Source organism: Gangjinia marincola, from assembly GCF_039523415.1.
GTDB lineage: Bacteria > Bacteroidota > Bacteroidia > Flavobacteriales > Flavobacteriaceae > Gangjinia > Gangjinia marincola.
Window position 1 is genome coordinate 441,608 of sequence record NZ_BAAAFG010000002.1, and the last position, 16,013, is coordinate 457,620.

Annotated in this window: 14 protein-coding genes; 7 read left to right on the forward strand and 7 right to left on the reverse strand. The window is 37.9% G+C overall.

Annotated features, from left to right (window positions below; translation table 11 throughout):
- Positions 1 to 107 precede the first annotated feature (107 nt).
- On the reverse strand, positions 108 to 461 hold the full coding sequence (locus tag ABD000_RS03535) for a toxin-antitoxin system YwqK family antitoxin (RefSeq protein ID WP_343763893.1): 354 nt from the start codon (positions 459 to 461) through the stop codon (positions 108 to 110).
- A gap of 230 nt (positions 462 to 691) precedes the next feature.
- Between ABD000_RS03535 and aspS the strand changes: the two genes are divergently transcribed.
- From aspS to ABD000_RS03555, 4 genes are all read left to right on the forward strand, one after another.
- Entirely contained in the window at positions 692 to 2,440 is a 1,749-nt protein-coding gene (aspS, locus tag ABD000_RS03540; protein ID WP_343763895.1) for an aspartate--tRNA ligase, read from the forward strand.
- A 1-nt stretch (position 2,441) separates the two neighbouring features.
- Positions 2,442 to 2,684 carry a hypothetical protein gene (locus tag ABD000_RS03545; RefSeq protein WP_343763897.1) on the forward strand — a complete coding sequence of 81 codons (243 nt, stop codon included), beginning with the start codon at positions 2,442 to 2,444 and terminating at the stop codon, positions 2,682 to 2,684.
- Between the two features lie 90 nt (positions 2,685 to 2,774).
- Complete coding sequence (locus tag ABD000_RS03550) at positions 2,775 to 2,972, forward strand: cold-shock protein (protein WP_343763899.1); 198 nt, start codon at positions 2,775 to 2,777, stop codon at positions 2,970 to 2,972.
- Between the two features lie 83 nt (positions 2,973 to 3,055).
- Entirely contained in the window at positions 3,056 to 3,406 is a 351-nt protein-coding gene (locus ABD000_RS03555) for a hypothetical protein (protein ID WP_343763901.1), read from the forward strand.
- On the opposite strand, the gene ABD000_RS03560 is transcribed toward ABD000_RS03555, so the two are convergent.
- A complete protein-coding gene (locus ABD000_RS03560; protein WP_343763903.1) occupies positions 3,403 to 3,909 on the reverse strand; it encodes a CBS domain-containing protein in 507 nt (168 codons plus the stop codon). The genes ABD000_RS03555 and ABD000_RS03560 overlap by 4 nt on opposite strands.
- Before the next feature lie 77 nt (positions 3,910 to 3,986).
- Between ABD000_RS03560 and ABD000_RS03565 the strand changes: the two genes are divergently transcribed.
- Together ABD000_RS03565 and ABD000_RS03570 are read left to right on the forward strand one after the other, a co-directional pair.
- On the forward strand, positions 3,987 to 6,362 hold the full coding sequence (locus tag ABD000_RS03565; protein WP_343763905.1) for a M28 family peptidase: 2,376 nt from the start codon (positions 3,987 to 3,989) through the stop codon (positions 6,360 to 6,362).
- On the forward strand, positions 6,359 to 7,156 hold the full coding sequence (locus ABD000_RS03570) for a Rossmann-fold NAD(P)-binding domain-containing protein (RefSeq protein ID WP_343763907.1): 798 nt from the start codon (positions 6,359 to 6,361) through the stop codon (positions 7,154 to 7,156). The genes ABD000_RS03565 and ABD000_RS03570 overlap by 4 nt, the downstream gene beginning before the upstream one ends.
- A gap of 109 nt (positions 7,157 to 7,265) precedes the next feature.
- On the opposite strand, the gene ABD000_RS03575 is transcribed toward ABD000_RS03570, so the two are convergent.
- The 4 genes from ABD000_RS03575 to ABD000_RS03590 all read right to left on the reverse strand — a co-directional run bounded on the left by ABD000_RS03575 (position 7,266) and on the right by ABD000_RS03590 (position 13,941).
- Positions 7,266 to 9,329 carry a M13 family metallopeptidase gene (locus tag ABD000_RS03575; RefSeq protein ID WP_343763909.1) on the reverse strand — a complete coding sequence of 688 codons (2,064 nt, stop codon included), beginning with the start codon at positions 9,327 to 9,329 and terminating at the stop codon, positions 7,266 to 7,268.
- 61 nt (positions 9,330 to 9,390) lie between these two features.
- A complete protein-coding gene (locus ABD000_RS03580) occupies positions 9,391 to 12,744 on the reverse strand; it encodes a T9SS type A sorting domain-containing protein (RefSeq protein WP_343763911.1) in 3,354 nt (1,117 codons plus the stop codon).
- A gap of 11 nt (positions 12,745 to 12,755) precedes the next feature.
- The gene (locus ABD000_RS03585) at positions 12,756 to 13,256 is read right to left on the reverse strand and encodes a nuclear transport factor 2 family protein (protein WP_343763913.1); all 501 of its coding nucleotides are present in this window, start codon (positions 13,254 to 13,256) and stop codon (positions 12,756 to 12,758) included.
- 1 nt (position 13,257) lies between these two features.
- The gene (locus ABD000_RS03590; protein ID WP_343763917.1) at positions 13,258 to 13,941 is read right to left on the reverse strand and encodes a hypothetical protein; all 684 of its coding nucleotides are present in this window, start codon (positions 13,939 to 13,941) and stop codon (positions 13,258 to 13,260) included.
- A gap of 158 nt (positions 13,942 to 14,099) precedes the next feature.
- On the opposite strand from ABD000_RS03590, the gene ABD000_RS03595 reads away from it, so the two are divergent.
- On the forward strand, positions 14,100 to 15,044 hold the full coding sequence (locus tag ABD000_RS03595) for an NAD-dependent epimerase/dehydratase family protein (RefSeq protein WP_343763919.1): 945 nt from the start codon (positions 14,100 to 14,102) through the stop codon (positions 15,042 to 15,044).
- Positions 15,045 to 15,163: 119 nt separating this feature from the next.
- On the opposite strand, the gene ABD000_RS03600 is transcribed toward ABD000_RS03595, so the two are convergent.
- Positions 15,164 to 15,910, reverse strand: a complete 747-nt coding sequence (locus ABD000_RS03600) for a succinate dehydrogenase/fumarate reductase iron-sulfur subunit (protein WP_343763921.1) — start codon at positions 15,908 to 15,910, stop codon at positions 15,164 to 15,166.
- Positions 15,911 to 16,013 lie beyond the last annotated feature (103 nt).

Consider the following 16,013-nt stretch of genomic DNA (forward strand, 5'->3'; position numbering starts at 1 on the left):
AAATTAGTCGGCAAATATAACCAGAAAATTATCAGATTATTGCACAATAAAAAAGCTGGACCCAAAGAAATTCTTCTGACCCAGCTTTAAATGTTTTTATAAATCTATTATTCGTTGCTCACCACTCTGGTAGAACCGTTTTTCCAATTCGTCACTTGTGTAACTGCATTACGATTATAATCCACTTCTACTAAACCATCTTCGGTCCAAAAAAACCATTTCCCGGTTTTGACACCTTGGTCATATTCTGCCATGGCTAGTTTATCTCCATGTTGATCATAGGAAACCCATTCACCATGTAATTTTCCGTTTTTATAGGTTCCTTCTTGTTTAACAGTACCATTTTCATAGAAAAAAGTTCCTTTCACCAATTCTCCTTGCTTCTCAAAAGAAGGTTTGACGTCTTGTGCGTTTAATACACTCCCTAGCATAATAGCTACTAACATGAATATCTTTTTCATAGGTTCTAATTTATGGGGTTCATTGATGATACAAAGTTAACGTTATATTTACTTTAAATCAAAGTTTAGGTAACATTAAATTTACATTGAAGATATATCTAACTTAAAATCAACTACTTAATGTTATTTATTTTTTATACGTTTTATAGATTTTGAGATTATATTTTAACGAAAAGGTATGTAGCTGATATAATACTTGCTATTTTTGCAACCTTATAAGTAAGAATATTATGTATAGAAGCCATACCAATGGAGCATTACGTCTTCGAGATATCACCAGTACAGTTATATTGTCTGGATGGGTACAAAAAACCCGTGATAAGGGATTTATGATTTGGGTAGACTTGAGGGATCGCTACGGGATTACGCAGTTGATTTTTGATGAGGAGCGCAGCTCTCAAGAAGCGATGGAGCAGGCGCGAAAATTGACCAGAGAGATGGTGATCACCGTGACTGGTGAGGTTATTGAACGCGAATCAAAGAATCCACAGCTTCCTACAGGAGATATTGAAGTTTTAGTACAAAAACTTACCATTCTAAACTCAGCTAAGACTCCACCGTTTACGATAGAAGATGAAACTGATGGTGGAGAAGATATACGCATGAAATACCGCTACCTGGATATACGCCGAAAACCGGTTAGAGAGAACCTTATCTTTAGACATAAGGTATCGATGGAAGTACGAAAATATCTTTCTGATCAAGGATTTATTGATGTAGAAACACCTTACCTCATCAAATCCACGCCTGAGGGTGCCCGCGATTTTGTGGTGCCCAGCCGTATGAATGAGGGTCAATTTTACGCACTGCCACAATCTCCTCAAACCTTTAAACAGCTTTTAATGGTAGGTGGTATGGATAAATATTTTCAAATCGTTAAGTGCTTTAGAGATGAAGATCTACGTGCCGATCGCCAGCCAGAATTTACCCAAATAGACTGCGAAATGGCCTTTGTGGAACAAGAAGATATTTTGCAGACATTTGAAGGGCTAACACGTCATCTTTTAAAAGAGATTAACGGAGTTGATATTCAAGATTTCCCTAGAATGACGTACGCAGATGCCATGAAAGCCTATGGTAACGATAAACCCGATATACGTTTTGGGATGAAATTTGGGGAACTCAACGCAGTGGCCCAACACAGAGAGTTTAATGTTTTCAATAATGCTGAACTAGTGGTAGGAATCGCCGTTCCAGGTGCTGCATCTTACACGCGCAAAGAAATTGACAAACTTATTGAATGGGTCAAACGACCACAGATAGGCGCACTAGGATTGGTCTACGTTAAATGTAATGAAGATGGGAGTTATAAATCTTCTGTCGATAAGTTTTACGATCAGGATGATTTAGAAGCCTGGGCAAAAGCCACAGGAGCCCAAAAAGGCGATCTTATGTTAGTTCTTTCGGGCGAAGCCCATACTACAAGAACTCAACTTAGTGCCTTACGTATGGAAATGGGTGAACGTTTAGGTTTGAGAAAACCACATGAGTTTGCACCATTGTGGGTGGTAGATTTTCCATTGTTGGAATGGGATGAAGAAACTAATCGTTATCATGCCATGCATCACCCCTTTACTGCACCAAAGCCAGAACATCTTGAACTTTTAAAAACTGATCCAAGAAAAGCTAATGCCAATGCGTATGATCTTGTATTAAATGGGAATGAAATTGGCGGTGGTTCTATTCGTATTCACGATAGAGAGGTGCAAAGTCAATTATTTGATCTACTAGGATTTAGTAAAGAAGAAGCTCAGGCACAGTTTGGATTCTTAATGGAAGCCTTTGAGTATGGCGCACCTCCACACGGCGGGATCGCTTTTGGATTAGATCGGCTGGTTGCTATTCTAGGTGGACAAGAAACAATACGGGATTTTATCGCATTCCCTAAAAATAATGCCGGGAGGGATGTAATGATCGATGCTCCAGCTGCGTTAGATGAAGAACAGCTTAACGAACTTAACATTAAGGTAACATTGTAAGGTGAAGAAAATAATCGCCATATTATTTATCTCTATTTTAATAAGCATCGCCGTTGGTTTTTGGATTAAGGAGACGACCGATGTAGATGTGGGTAAAAAAATCATCGGAGTGACGATATTATTCACCTCGTTCATCTTTTTACCCCTCTTTATTTACACCAGCTACAAGGGAAAACATCTCAAAGATTATACGCTTAGTGATGAAAATATTAAAAAAATGCGCGATAAAAACAACATTAAATAATTGTAAATCAGGGGTATTATTTTGTAAAACACCTCTTACTACTGAATTTATTATTACTTTTGTTTTTTTAAATTTATTTTTATTACAATTATGAGAGGTACAGTAAAATTTTTCAATGAATCTAAAGGTTTTGGATTTATCGTAAACGAGGACACAGGAAATGAAATTTTTGTTCATGTAACTGGTCTAAATGGCGAAGCTTTAAACGAAGGAGATGTTGTAGAGTATGATGAAGCAGAAGGCCGTAAAGGTATGAACGCAATCAACGTGCGTGTAATTCACGAATAGAGAATAACAACTTTATTTTATATTCTATCAACCTTCAGTTGCTTTGCAAATGAAGGTTTTTTCTTTTTTAGTACTTTTAATACATGAAAAAAGAGTGTTTAGAATGCGGCGAAACTATAGTAGGGCGTATCGACAAAAAGTTTTGTAGCGATTATTGTCGTAATGCGTATAATAACAAATTAAATAAAGACAGTAAAAATCTGGTGCGCAATATCAATAACAGATTGAGAAAGAACTACCGTATTCTCGAAGCCCTAAACCCCAACGAAAAAATAAAAACCTCTAAATACAAATTATTGGAAAGAGGGTTTGATTTTAATTACTTCACCAGCATTTACACTACTAAAGCCGGTAATGTCTACTATTTCATTTACGATCAGGGTTATCTACCTTTAGAAAATGACTTTTACGCACTGGTAAAGCGTAATCGCTAGTTTCCCCAACGTTGCCCTTGTAGTTTAAGTCCCGCAATTAGTATATCCTTTCTGGAAATCATTCCACAAAGTTTTCCGTTTTCTAGCACCGGGAATCTTCTATGGCTGGTTTGATGAAATTTTGTTGCCGCATCAAATACTGTTTCGTTGATATCCATTGTGTCAAGATTTGTAGACATGTATTTTGATACTGTTTCAGACGAGACAGGCATATTGAAATATCGGCTTTCACTAATTTGTTTCATACAATCAGCATCAGAAATTATTCCAACAAGTTCGCCATCTTCACTTACTACCGGTCCACCGGTTATTTTATGTTTGATCAATGCATCCATTACTTCAATTACAGGTTGATCTGGATGAAAGGTAATTAGTTTTTTAGTCATATAATCGCTTACCTTGATTGGTGCGCTGGTATCGATTTTTGTTTCTGCTCTTTTTCCTTGAAAGCTTTTAATTCCCATAATCGTATCATTTATTTCACCTAAAGTTATTGATTTCAAATCACTTACTACTTATCTATTCTCATGTTTAACACATGTGGTATATTTTTCACTACTTTTAGTCAAACCTTTTAAGAATGAAACGCCAGTATACTTTATTCGCATTTTTTCTGATACTTGTTGCCATTTGGTACAGCTTTTACAGTCTTACCCCACATCCACAGCCCGATGATGAAAACATAGATGATTCGACATTTTCAGTGTCCCGGGCATTTGAACATGTTAAAAAAATTGCCGAAAAACCTCATCCCACAGGTTCTGCTAATCACACGCAAGTAAGAAATTATATTGTGCAAGAACTTCAGTCGTATGGTCTTGAGGTACAAACCCAAGAGGGCTACAGCTTAAATGCGTCTGGAGGATTCACGTATCCACGTAATATTTTAGCACGAATTAAAGGAACCGGAAACGGGGATGCAATAGCCGTAATGTCCCATTATGATTCGCGAAATTTTTTTGTGCCTGGCGCAGGAGATGCAGGATCTGGAGTAGCTACTGTAATAGAAGGAATTAGAGCATACTTAGCTAAAGAGGAATCCCCTAAAAATGATATTGTTATAATTATTACTGATGCCGAAGAGTTTGGGCTCAATGGAGCAGATTTATTTGTTAAGAATCATCCCTGGATTAAAGACATTAAACTCATTTTTAATTTTGAAGCCCGCGGAAGCGGTGGACCATCCAATACGATTCTAGAAACAAATCAAGGAAATACTCAACTCATTTCTGAATTTGCTAAGGCCAATCCTTCTCATCCTTTAGCATCTTCTCTTTTTTACAGTATTTATAAAATGCTTCCTAATGATACTGATTCAACGGTATTTAGAGAAATTGCCGATGTAGATAGCTTTTTCTTTGCGTTTATTGATGATCATTTTGATTATCATACGGCTTTAGACACCCCAGAGCGACTGGACATGACCTCACTGGGACATCAGGGTAGTTATATCATGCCGATGTTGACTTATTTTTCGCAGGCTGATTTGTCTTCGCTTAAAGCAGAGACTGATGATGTATATACCAATCTTCCGCTTTTTGGAGTGGTACATTACCCATTCACCTGGATTTGGCCGATGATTATCATAGGATTACTATTATTATTGTTCTTGGTGGGATATGGTGTTTCTAAAAAAAGTATTTCTTTAAAACGCGTTGCTGTTGGTTTTCTTCCTTTTTTGATTTCGTTGATACTGTGCGGTTTGATTGGTAATTTCACATGGCCATTGCTAAAAGTCATGTATCCTGAGTACAATGAAATTGTTCAAGGATTTACGTACAATGGAGCTTATTATATATTTTTTCTGACCCTTTTATGTACTTCAATTTGCTTTTTTTCGTACCGGTATTTTTATAAAGAAAGAGATACCCCCAATTTTGTTGTTGCACCCCTTATTTTTTGGTGGTTGATTAATGTTATTGTTGCACTACAGCTTAGGGGTGCTGCTTTTTTTATCATTCCGTTTTACGTTGTACTTATAGCTCTATTTGTTCTTATTCAACAAAAGAAGCCCAACGCCCTTTTACTGGCTCTTTTATGTTTGCCGGCTATTTTTATTATAGCTCCGCTGGTGTATTTTTTCCCTGTAGGATTAGGTCTTAAAATTCTAGTTGCTTCGGGGGTACTGTCTGTATTCCTGTTTGGCTTACTTCTTCCGGTAGTGGGATTACTTAAAATGAAGCGCCTGTGGGGCGTAGTGAGTTTGTTGACAGCCTTAGCTGTGTTTTTTATGGCTCATCTTGAGTCAGGTTTTTCCGAAGAAAATCCAAAACCAAATAGTCTAATGTATGAATTGGACTCTGCAACAAATAAAGCGTATTGGAAAACGTATGATGCCACGCTGGATGAATGGACCAGGGGATATTTTGAAGATACTTCAACAAACAATGCTCAACAATTAGATTTAAATAATAAGTATGGAACCGCAGTGACTTATGCGAGTGCAGCTCCAGTGAAGCGTTTAGAAACACCTTCAATCCAGGTAACCAAAAATGATACATTAGCCGTTGAAACTGATTATTATCACGTCAAGTTTATCTCTAACCGCGATGCAAACCGACTTTACTTTTTTGCTGATAAACAAGTTAGTTTTGAGGATTTCATCGTCAATGGTTTATCTGCTCCTTCTATAGAAGATAAAGGCATCACTTTTCATGTTTTTGAAAAACGCTGGAGCGATAGGTTATTGAGCGTACGAATCGCTACAAAGGATACCTTACACATGAGATTTAAGTTAAAAAGAGATCAGGAATTACCCTTAATCACGTATAGTGAGCATAAATATGATTTACTTACGAATGATCAATTTAGTATTCCTAAGCGGGCTAAATACATGACTCCAAAATCTGTGAGAGGGAATAATAATACCATTGTTACTGGAACTATAGATTTAAATAAGCTATATAGAAAGCCAAAACAAGATTCGCTTACTGTAGCTCCAGGAAATTCATTATGAGGATCGGAGTTTTAGGCTGCGGCTGGCTGGGACTACCTTTAGCAAAAAAACTGGTTTCAAAACAGCATACTGTAAAAGGAAGTACTACTTCTTTGCAGAAACTACCTGATCTTGAAGAACACGGAATCAAATCGTATTACATTGAACTCTTTGAAGATGTTATTCAAGGTACTATCACTCAATTTTTAGACGAATTGGATATTCTTATTGTCGATATTCCACCTGGATTGCGCAAAGACCCAAATTCAAGTTTTATAGCTAAAATTGAACAATTATGCTCTTGTATTGTATTAAGCAGCATTGAACAAATAGTTTTTACAAGTTCTATTTCTGTCTACGCAGAAGGATATCCATTCCCAACTCATACAGAGGACTCTACATTATACTCTTCAACTCGATCAGCAGAGCAATTGTTAGCTGCCGAAAAATTGATCAAAGGATTACCCCAAACGTCTTTAATTCTTCGCCTTGGCGGACTAATAGGTGAAGATCGACACCCAGTTCATAACTTAGCTGGTAAGACGTTAAAAAATGGTTCAGCACCTATCAATTTGGTGCATCGAAATGATGTGATTTCATTAATACTTAACAGCCTCAAATGGATAGAAAGTATTCCTACGTTGAATGTTGTTTACCCTGATCACACTCCAAAAAAGATTTATTATCAAGATAAAGCAGAAATGATAGGATTAAAGCCTCCAACGTTTGAACATTCTGGTAAACCAACAGGAAAAATTATACATTCCAAAGCAGAAGAGCTTATCCCGAATTTCTTCTATCAACAAAAAGTATAATTTCTATGTGTTTTACCGTCATCGCAATAGTACATTATTACGATTGCGATACTAAAGAGAAAGCCTCCAGGATTTCTGAAGGCTTTCTTATCTTAATGATATTCAACTTTTACCAAATTCTGACTCTGTTCTCTGGTTTGACGTACATAGGATCACCTTCTTCAATATTGAATGCTTCGTAAAATGCATCAATATTTAATAAAGGCTGTACTGCACGTACTTTACCGGGTGAGTGAGGATCAGTTTTAATTTGAGTTCGTAAGGCCTCATCTCTACTCAAGGTTCTCCATACTGTTGCCCAGCTCATAAAGAAACGCTGTTCTGGGGTAAAGCCGTCGATATTTTCAGGGCGACCATTTTCTTCATAGTATTTTTGAAGTCCGTCGTAAGCACCTAGCACTCCTCCTAAATCTCCAATATTCTCGCCTAAAGTGAATTTTCCGTTTACGTAGACGCTATCCAATACCTTAACATTATCGTATTGATTCGCTAATGCATTACCGCGATCTGTAAATGCTGTCAAATCAGCTTCGGTCCACCAGTTACGCAGGTTTCCATCAGAGTCAAAACGCGATCCACTGTCATCAAAGGCATGAGAAATTTCATGTCCTATCACAGCGCCAATTCCACCATAATTCACTGCCTCATCTGCGGTATAATTATAGAATGGCGGTTGTAGTATTGCTGCCGGGAAAACGATTTCATTATTCAATGGGTTGAAATAGGCATTAACAGTTTGTGGAGACATCCCCCACTCTGATTTGTCTACGGGCTCTCCAATATCTTCAAATTGCTTGTCCTTTGCCCATTTTTGAACCGCCGCCATATTTTCAAAATATGACTTATCGGCAGAGACTTCCATTGCCGAGTAATCTTCCCACTCATCAGGGTAACCAATCTTCACGGTGAATTTATCTAGCTTCTCGATTGCTTTCACTTTCGTAGAATCAGACATCCAATCTAGTTTTCTAATTCGGTCTTTGTAGGCATCAATGATATTTGAAATCATAGTTTCTGCTTTTTGTTTCGCCTCTGGCGGAAACTTAGCATCTACATACAACTGACCTAATGCTTCACCTACAGTACCATTTACCGTTGCCAACGCGCGCTCATCTGCAGGGCGTTGTTCTTTTGCTCCACTAAGATATTTGCTGTAAAACTCCCAATTTGCACGCTCAATATCTGTCGTCAATCTGCCTGTTGAACTATTAAATGTATCCCAGCGCACTAATGTTTTGATATCCTCTATCGGAGTTTCATTTAAGAATTGATCCAGTGCATCTGCATAGCGTAACTGCGTCACTAGGATCGTATCAAATTTTTTCTTCATTCCCAGATCCTGAATCATCTTTTTGATATCAATAGAAGTTAACATATTATCCACTTCTTCGATGGTTCGGGGATTGTTATAGTTGCGCGCATCTCTACGTTCAACTTTGTTCAATCTTGGTTCAGCTAGTGCGGTTTCAAGCGCAAGGATAGTTTCGGCAGCATTGACCGCTTTTTCTTTGCTATCTCCAAGCATTTGTAACATTCTGGCGATGTGCTCCTTATATTTTCCTCTTATCTCTTTGGACTTCTCGTCCTGGTCAAGGTAATAGTCACGATCTGGTAATCCCAGGCCGCCTGCACCAAGGTAGACCGCATTCATTTTGCTGTTGTTAAGATCAGCCTGAACACCAAATCCTATAAAAGGCGAAGAAACTACCGGGTTTCTTGCTAATAATGTTTGTAATTCTTCGAGGTTAGAAACCTTTTCAATTTCTTCTAGAGCCGGTTTTATGGGAGTAATTCCAGCTTCATTTCTAGCAGCAGTGTCCAGTTTGGTTTCAAAAATAGCCAATGCTTTAGCTTGATCTGTATTAGCATCATAAGTACCTTCTTTTTGTGCTTTAGCTATAATTTCAAGCACATCTTGATCAGTAGATTTTCTTAGTACGCTAAATCCGCCCCAGGTAGTGCGATCATCAGGAATCTGAGTGTTTTTCATCCAGTTTCCATTCACATAATTGTAAAAATCCTCTTTAGGACTTACCAGCGTGTCCATATTCTCAAGTATAATACCTGGAGGCATCTCGTTTTGAGCTACTTGCTCCTTTTTCTCATCTTTACAACCTGTTAACAACAGTAATCCTGCAGCTACGATTGAAATATTCTTTGCGATTGATTTCATTAGTTATAGTTTAATCGTTTCATTAGTACACTAAAGTTAAATTTTGTTACAGCTCCTACTCTTAATGCTTTATAATTCTTTTACTCACCGACCCTAGATTAGAGTTTATCCTCACAAAATATACTCCAGTCGCAAATTGAGAAATATCCAGTGCTGCCTCCTTTTCTTGTACATCATTATTTCTCCATGATTTGATCAATTTTCCAGTAACATCTATCATTTCTATGGTTAAATCCTTCAAGTAAGCCGGATATGATATGTTAATAATTTCTTTTGACGGATTTGGGTAAATGGAGATCATACCGTCAAGTTCTACAGATGGATTAGAAAGTTGTTGACTCTCGATCACAAAGTCATCGATCACGACTCCTTCACGCGTAACTGCCTGATCAGATTTGAATACAAACCTGGCTATAAATTCTTCTTCATTAGAGAATGCGGTCAAATCATAACTGTAGGATGCCATTGTGGTACTTGTTTCACCGGTCCACTGGGCGCCTGTGCACAATGTACATTGCGAGTAATTACTGTTATACCAGTTAGCGTCATTAGCAGTTCCCAAAATATCCCAGGTATTACCTCCGTCTATAGAGTACTCAACGTAGGCGACATCCCAATTTAATTCAAGCTGAAACGCCATTTCAAATTTAAGAACAGGTTGATCCATCAATGATAAATTGTAACAAGGTGATAACAAATAAGATGTGACATTATTGCCATGTTGGCCGTCAAGATTTGTTCCATATACTCTGGTTCCTGAAGCTGCATTATTCAGCACATTCCCCGTTGGAACACCTCTCTCCCATAAATCAGGACCATTGGACTGAACTACTAATAAATCATCACCATCGCCTTCAAAATCATAGATGTCATTTTGAACACCAGAACTATTGATAGAAAATGTGGTTGCTCCTTCATTATTTGCAGGATACGTATCATTAGCAATAGTCGCAATAACAGCTATGCTATGAAGTCCTGAAGAGGATATAGTTATTGGAAAATCAACCGTGGTTTCTTCTAACGAAGATAGATTCCCATTCCAGATAAATTGATCTGAATTTCCATCTAAAATATAGTCAAATACAATCTGCGTAATATCATTTACACCTTTGTTTTCAACACGTACTTTTGGCAAAGACGACCCACATGAAATTTCATTGTTTACTTCAACAGATAAAAGTCTAATGTCATAAGCCGGAAGAACTATAGGTATATCAGATTGCCAAACTCCACGACCATACGTAGCAGCTGTAAGATTCCCATCAGCTAAATTAATCTCTAAATCCCTAATTGGAACATTAGGAAGATTATTGGCAAACACACTCCAGTCTCCACTCACATCATCATAACGGTACACAGAAAGACTAGTTCCTAAAAATAAAGGATTATCCGGGTGTTGCGCTTGATGCTTAATCACCAGCTTTGGCGTGTTGGGTAAATTTTCAGATATATTTTGAAACGATGATCCTCCATCAACAGATTTATATACTCTTCCGTTGCTGCCAGACGTAGTCACATAAATGAGATTATTGTTATTATTATTTACTTCAATACTAGTAATATTTGTTGGAAAACTTGAAACGTTTGTGAACAACTGTCCATGATCTGTACTCTTCTTGAGTAAATTGTTAACGCCAACATACATTATATCTGTATCTAATGGGTCAAGCTCAAGCACATCGATGGTACCCGTGTTATTTGAAATTTGTGTAAAAGAGTTCCCATTGAGTTGATACAACCTTCCATAACCGGCAAATATCTCTTCATCGCCATTAATCGCGATTGGTGTTATCCAATTACCTCCACCGGCACCAGAAATGCTTCCTGCTATAGATTGCCCACCATTATTTGAGTAATATAATCCTCCTCCAAATTGTGTAAAACCCCATATTTCATTCTCGTTGTTTGGATTAATGATATTATCCATTCCATCTGCACCGTAGTAATTATGCCAAATATCATTCGTGTAGCCATATCCGCCATTATCCTGTAAGCCCCCCACCATTTTTTGTGAAGTTTGTTCAGCTACCGAAATTCTGTAAAACTGGCTGATTACAAGACCCTCAGTACGATCTGTTGTAGTATTGCCATCCATTGAGGTGTATAGACCTCCATCTGTGCAGAAAAATAACGTATTCCCAATGTAACGTATTTGATGAATATCTGCATGTGTATATCGCGCAGAGTTGGGAGCATTCCAACTATTCCACTGGGAGAATGATTGACCGCCATTGGCAGATTTCCAAACGTTTACTACTCCCATGAACATCTCATTGGGATTTGTATCAGACACATCAAAAGCTAAATCATACCATGCTTGGCTGGAACCTCCAAAAATATCTGTGCCATTATCAATTCTTGCATATGACGATCCCCCATCATTCGATTGATAGACTCCTTGAAAATTAAATCCGTTAGTCGCCTTTAAAACATATACGTTATTAGGTGCAGCAGCGCTTGTTGCTAAAACTGTTCTACCACCTGAAACAGGTAAACCCGTTGATTGATTCGAAAATGAAACGCCGTTATCAGTAGATCGATAAACTCTGTTTGCAGTAGCTGCATAGATAACGTCAGAATTACCGGGCATTAATTTCATATCGTCTAAATCCTGAAATAAGGTCCTGGTAAAATTCACCCCGGCATCTGTTGATCGATAAAAACCATTGTTAGATGAAACAAAAATTTTATCTGAATCAGACGGGTCCAAGTAAATTTCATTAATTCGTTTACCTGTCCCATTAAAACTAAGATCGGTCATATTCCAGGTTATACCACCGTCAATCGTTTTTAAAACCCCAACACTATAAGTGTCTCCTGCATCGTCATCCCCGGTACCTATGTAAATAATGTTAGTATTAGTTGGGTGAATAGCGATTGCCGAAACACCTATCTGCGGTAAGTAATCTGACAAAGGCTCCCAGGTCTGTCCGGCATCAAGAGATTTCCAAATACCACCAGCAGGAGCTCCTACATAAATAACATCCGCATTTTGAGGATCTACAGCTACTGCATTTAGCCTTCCCTGCCCTGAAGACCAAGAACCTGAATTTACATGATCATAAGGTCCTGATGAGGTCCAATCACTTTCATCATTCATCCTATTTGAGATGGCATTTTTCTCTTGCCAAAGACGCCAAAACTCAGCAGGAGTGATCAGTGTACCGTTTTCGTGCAAATTATATTTCCAATGCTCTTCCCAACGTTTAAATTGTTTATATCCTATCCCCTTTAGGGTCGTATCTTTTCCTTTCCAGTAGTTCTCAAACGATTGTTGGATTGTACTAAAATCAATAGCGCTTGATTTATCGCCTTCGGCTGAGAGCTCCTGCATCCAGGGTGTGTTCATCCCTGTTTGAGCAAGAATAGCAATTGACCCAAGTAATAGTAAGAGGTTTAGAATAAGATTCTTCATTTGTATACTTTTTAATTTTCGTTATTACGCAACTTGTCTTTCAATATTTCGTCAAATTTCTTTTTCAATGCGGTCACTTGAGAGACATTTTCATTTGGAATTGCAATAGACAATATATAGTGTTTTACTTTCCATCCATCGTTGGTTTTAACTACTACTCCAGAGCCTCTACAAATTCCCATTTGGGTGTCCAGTAATTCGTCAAACCATGCGATTGTCCCGTTCCTATCAAGATAAATATTACGCTCAAGACGGCTAAAACTCCAGGCTTTTCCTTTATCAAAATAAGGCTTGGAAAAGGATTTGAATTCTTCTAGTTGCCAATTTTCAGTCGCATCTGTTCCAATGAATACCGCATCTTTAGTCATTAAATTAAAGTAGGCGTCAAAATCTGCTTCTGCGGCGGCCTCATGCCAATTTTCCAGCGTATTATTAATACTTTTTTTAACGTTGTTCTGCGCATTTATGCCAATAAAAAATAACCCTGTAAAGAGTAAAAAAAAATGTTTCATGTCAATCGTTTTTCTTTCTACGTTCTATCGACTCCCTTAGTAATAGTTCTTTTTGATTCTCTTTTTTAGGCTCTAAAACAGAAGGTTTCTGTTGATTTGGGAGTAACTCTTCAGGCATTTCGTCTAACAAATTTTTTTCTGCATCCTTGTCAAGTTCAATTTCAAACGCATCAATAGAAGTTAAAAACGTTTCATTTAATTGGATGGTTAGATGATCAAACGCCGAAACTACCTCAGCTGCGTTTACTCTGATTTTTTCTTGATCAGGCTTACGTTCGTTAACTGCGGCATTAAGGACATTAATCTTTGTTACAAATACCAATATTCGTGACTCTACGGGCAATCGCTCAAATCTTTTAGGAACACTACGTTCTAATTCTTCGGCTATCAGGAGGAGTGTTTCTATGATTCCGCTAATCTGGGAAACTTTGGCTTCCTGTAAGCGTTTAACTTCTGCCGTTGCTGTAATATACTCCAACCACTTTGAAACTTCTTCTTCAGCTTCCGCGCTAAGCGCTACTAAATCCCGATCATTGAGTTGATCCGGCTGGATCACCGCTATCGTATCCACCTTATTTCCAGCGACAGCTATATCTGTTTTTTTTTTCTTACAACCGGCGGATAGTATTAGAAGAAGAAAGAAATAGATGATGTGCATTTTTTTCATTCCAACAAAAATAGTCATAATATCCTGTGAATTTAAGGCTTACGTCACTATTCTGGTTTGTTTACCTTAAAGAATTTGTGGTATTATCATTAATCACACTATTTCAGTTCATAATTCTCATTATTTAAACGATTCTTACGCCTAAATTTAAATATCTTTAACCCTAAACTTCATCAATGCCTTCTACCATACTTATTATTGGAGCTTGTGGTCAAATTGGATCAGAATTAACTGCCAGCTTACGTGCAAAACATGGAAATAATCATATTATCGCAAGCGATATACGAGAACCTAACGATCAAACACTTCTTAAAGGCCCTTTTGAGGTATTGGATGCCACTAATATTGATGCTATTGAAGATGTAGTTGTACATTATGAGGTAGGTGAAATATACTTAATGGCGGCAATGTTGAGTGCAACCGGGGAGAAATTCCCCATGAAAGCCTGGAACCTCAATATGAACTCTCTTTTTAATGTGCTTAATCTGGCAAAGGAAGGTAAAATTCAAAAAGTATTCTGGCCTTCGTCCATTGCAGTTTTTGGACCTTCAACTCCGCAACATAGCACACCACAAACTACAGTGATGGAGCCGACAACAGTTTACGGCATAAGTAAACAAACCGGCGAACGCTGGTGCGAATATTATCATCAAAAATATGGAGTTGATGTACGTAGCATTCGATATCCCGGCTTGATTAGTTATAAAACTTTGCCCGGGGGCGGAACGACAGATTATGCCATCGATATATTTCATGAAGCTCTTAAGAATGGTCATTATGAGTGTTTCCTTTCGGAAGAAACCGAACTCCCCATGATGTATATGGATGATGCTATTAATGCAACCATACAAATCATGGAAACAGCTGAAGCTAATATCAATGTACGATCTTCATACAATTTAGCAGCCATTAGTTTCACTCCTGAAGAAATTGCCCGAGAAATAAAAGAGCATCTTCCAGAATTTAGTGTTTCTTATGCTCCAGATTTTAGACAAGCTATTGCAGACTCCTGGCCTAGTAGTATTGATGATACAGCTGCACAAGAAGACTGGGGTTGGTCATCAACGTATGATCTAAAAAAGATGGTACAGGTTATGATTGAGGGATTGAGAAGTGATTAGGTTCACTGTTTGGTAGTTCTAATTTAAGCATAGAATACGCCCAGTTTTTACTTTAGGTTATATGAATTAAAAAATCCTGCCATAACATGACAGGATTTGATTTAATATATAAAAAAGAATTACCCCTCTAAACTAGCCGAAAGATATTCTCTATTCATACGGGCAATGTTTTCTAGTTTAATGCCCTTAGGACATTCTACCATACATGCACCGGTATTAGTACAGTTACCAAATCCTTCCAAATCCATTTGCTTCACCATAGCCTGTACGCGATCTGTGGCTTCTACTTTACCCTGCGGAAGCAATGCAAACTGAGATACCTTAGCTGAGGTAAATAACATCGCACTCGCATTTTTACATGCTGCTACACAAGCTCCACATCCAATGCATGCTGCCGAGTAGAAAGCTTCATCTGCATCGTCTTTTTCAATAGGGATGGCGTTTGCATCAACCGTGTTTCCAGAAGTATTGACTGATACATATCCTCCAGCTTGCTGAATGCGGTCAAAAGCACTTCGATCAACAATCAAATCTTTTACTACAGGAAATGCTGTCGCTCTAAAGGGCTCTATCACAATGGTGTCACCATCGTTAAATTTACGCATGTGTAATTGACAGGTAGTAGTTAAGCGCTGTGGTCCATGAGGCTCTCCATTAATTTGAAGGGAACAACTTCCGCAAATCCCTTCTCTGCAGTCATGATCAAATTCTACCGGAATATCTCCTTTATTAATTAGATCTTCATTTAAAATATCTAACATCTCAAGAAAAGACATATCGCCGTCTACGCCATCGATGGTATAATCTACCATTTTACCTTTGGCGTTAGGTCCTTCTTGTCTCCAAACTTTTAAGTATAATTTCATAACGTGTTGTTATTTCGTCCTTTATATTTTGATGATGAGTCATGCTGAGCTTGTCGAAGCACAGTACCCAAACTACCCTTCGACAAGCTCAGGGTGACATCTA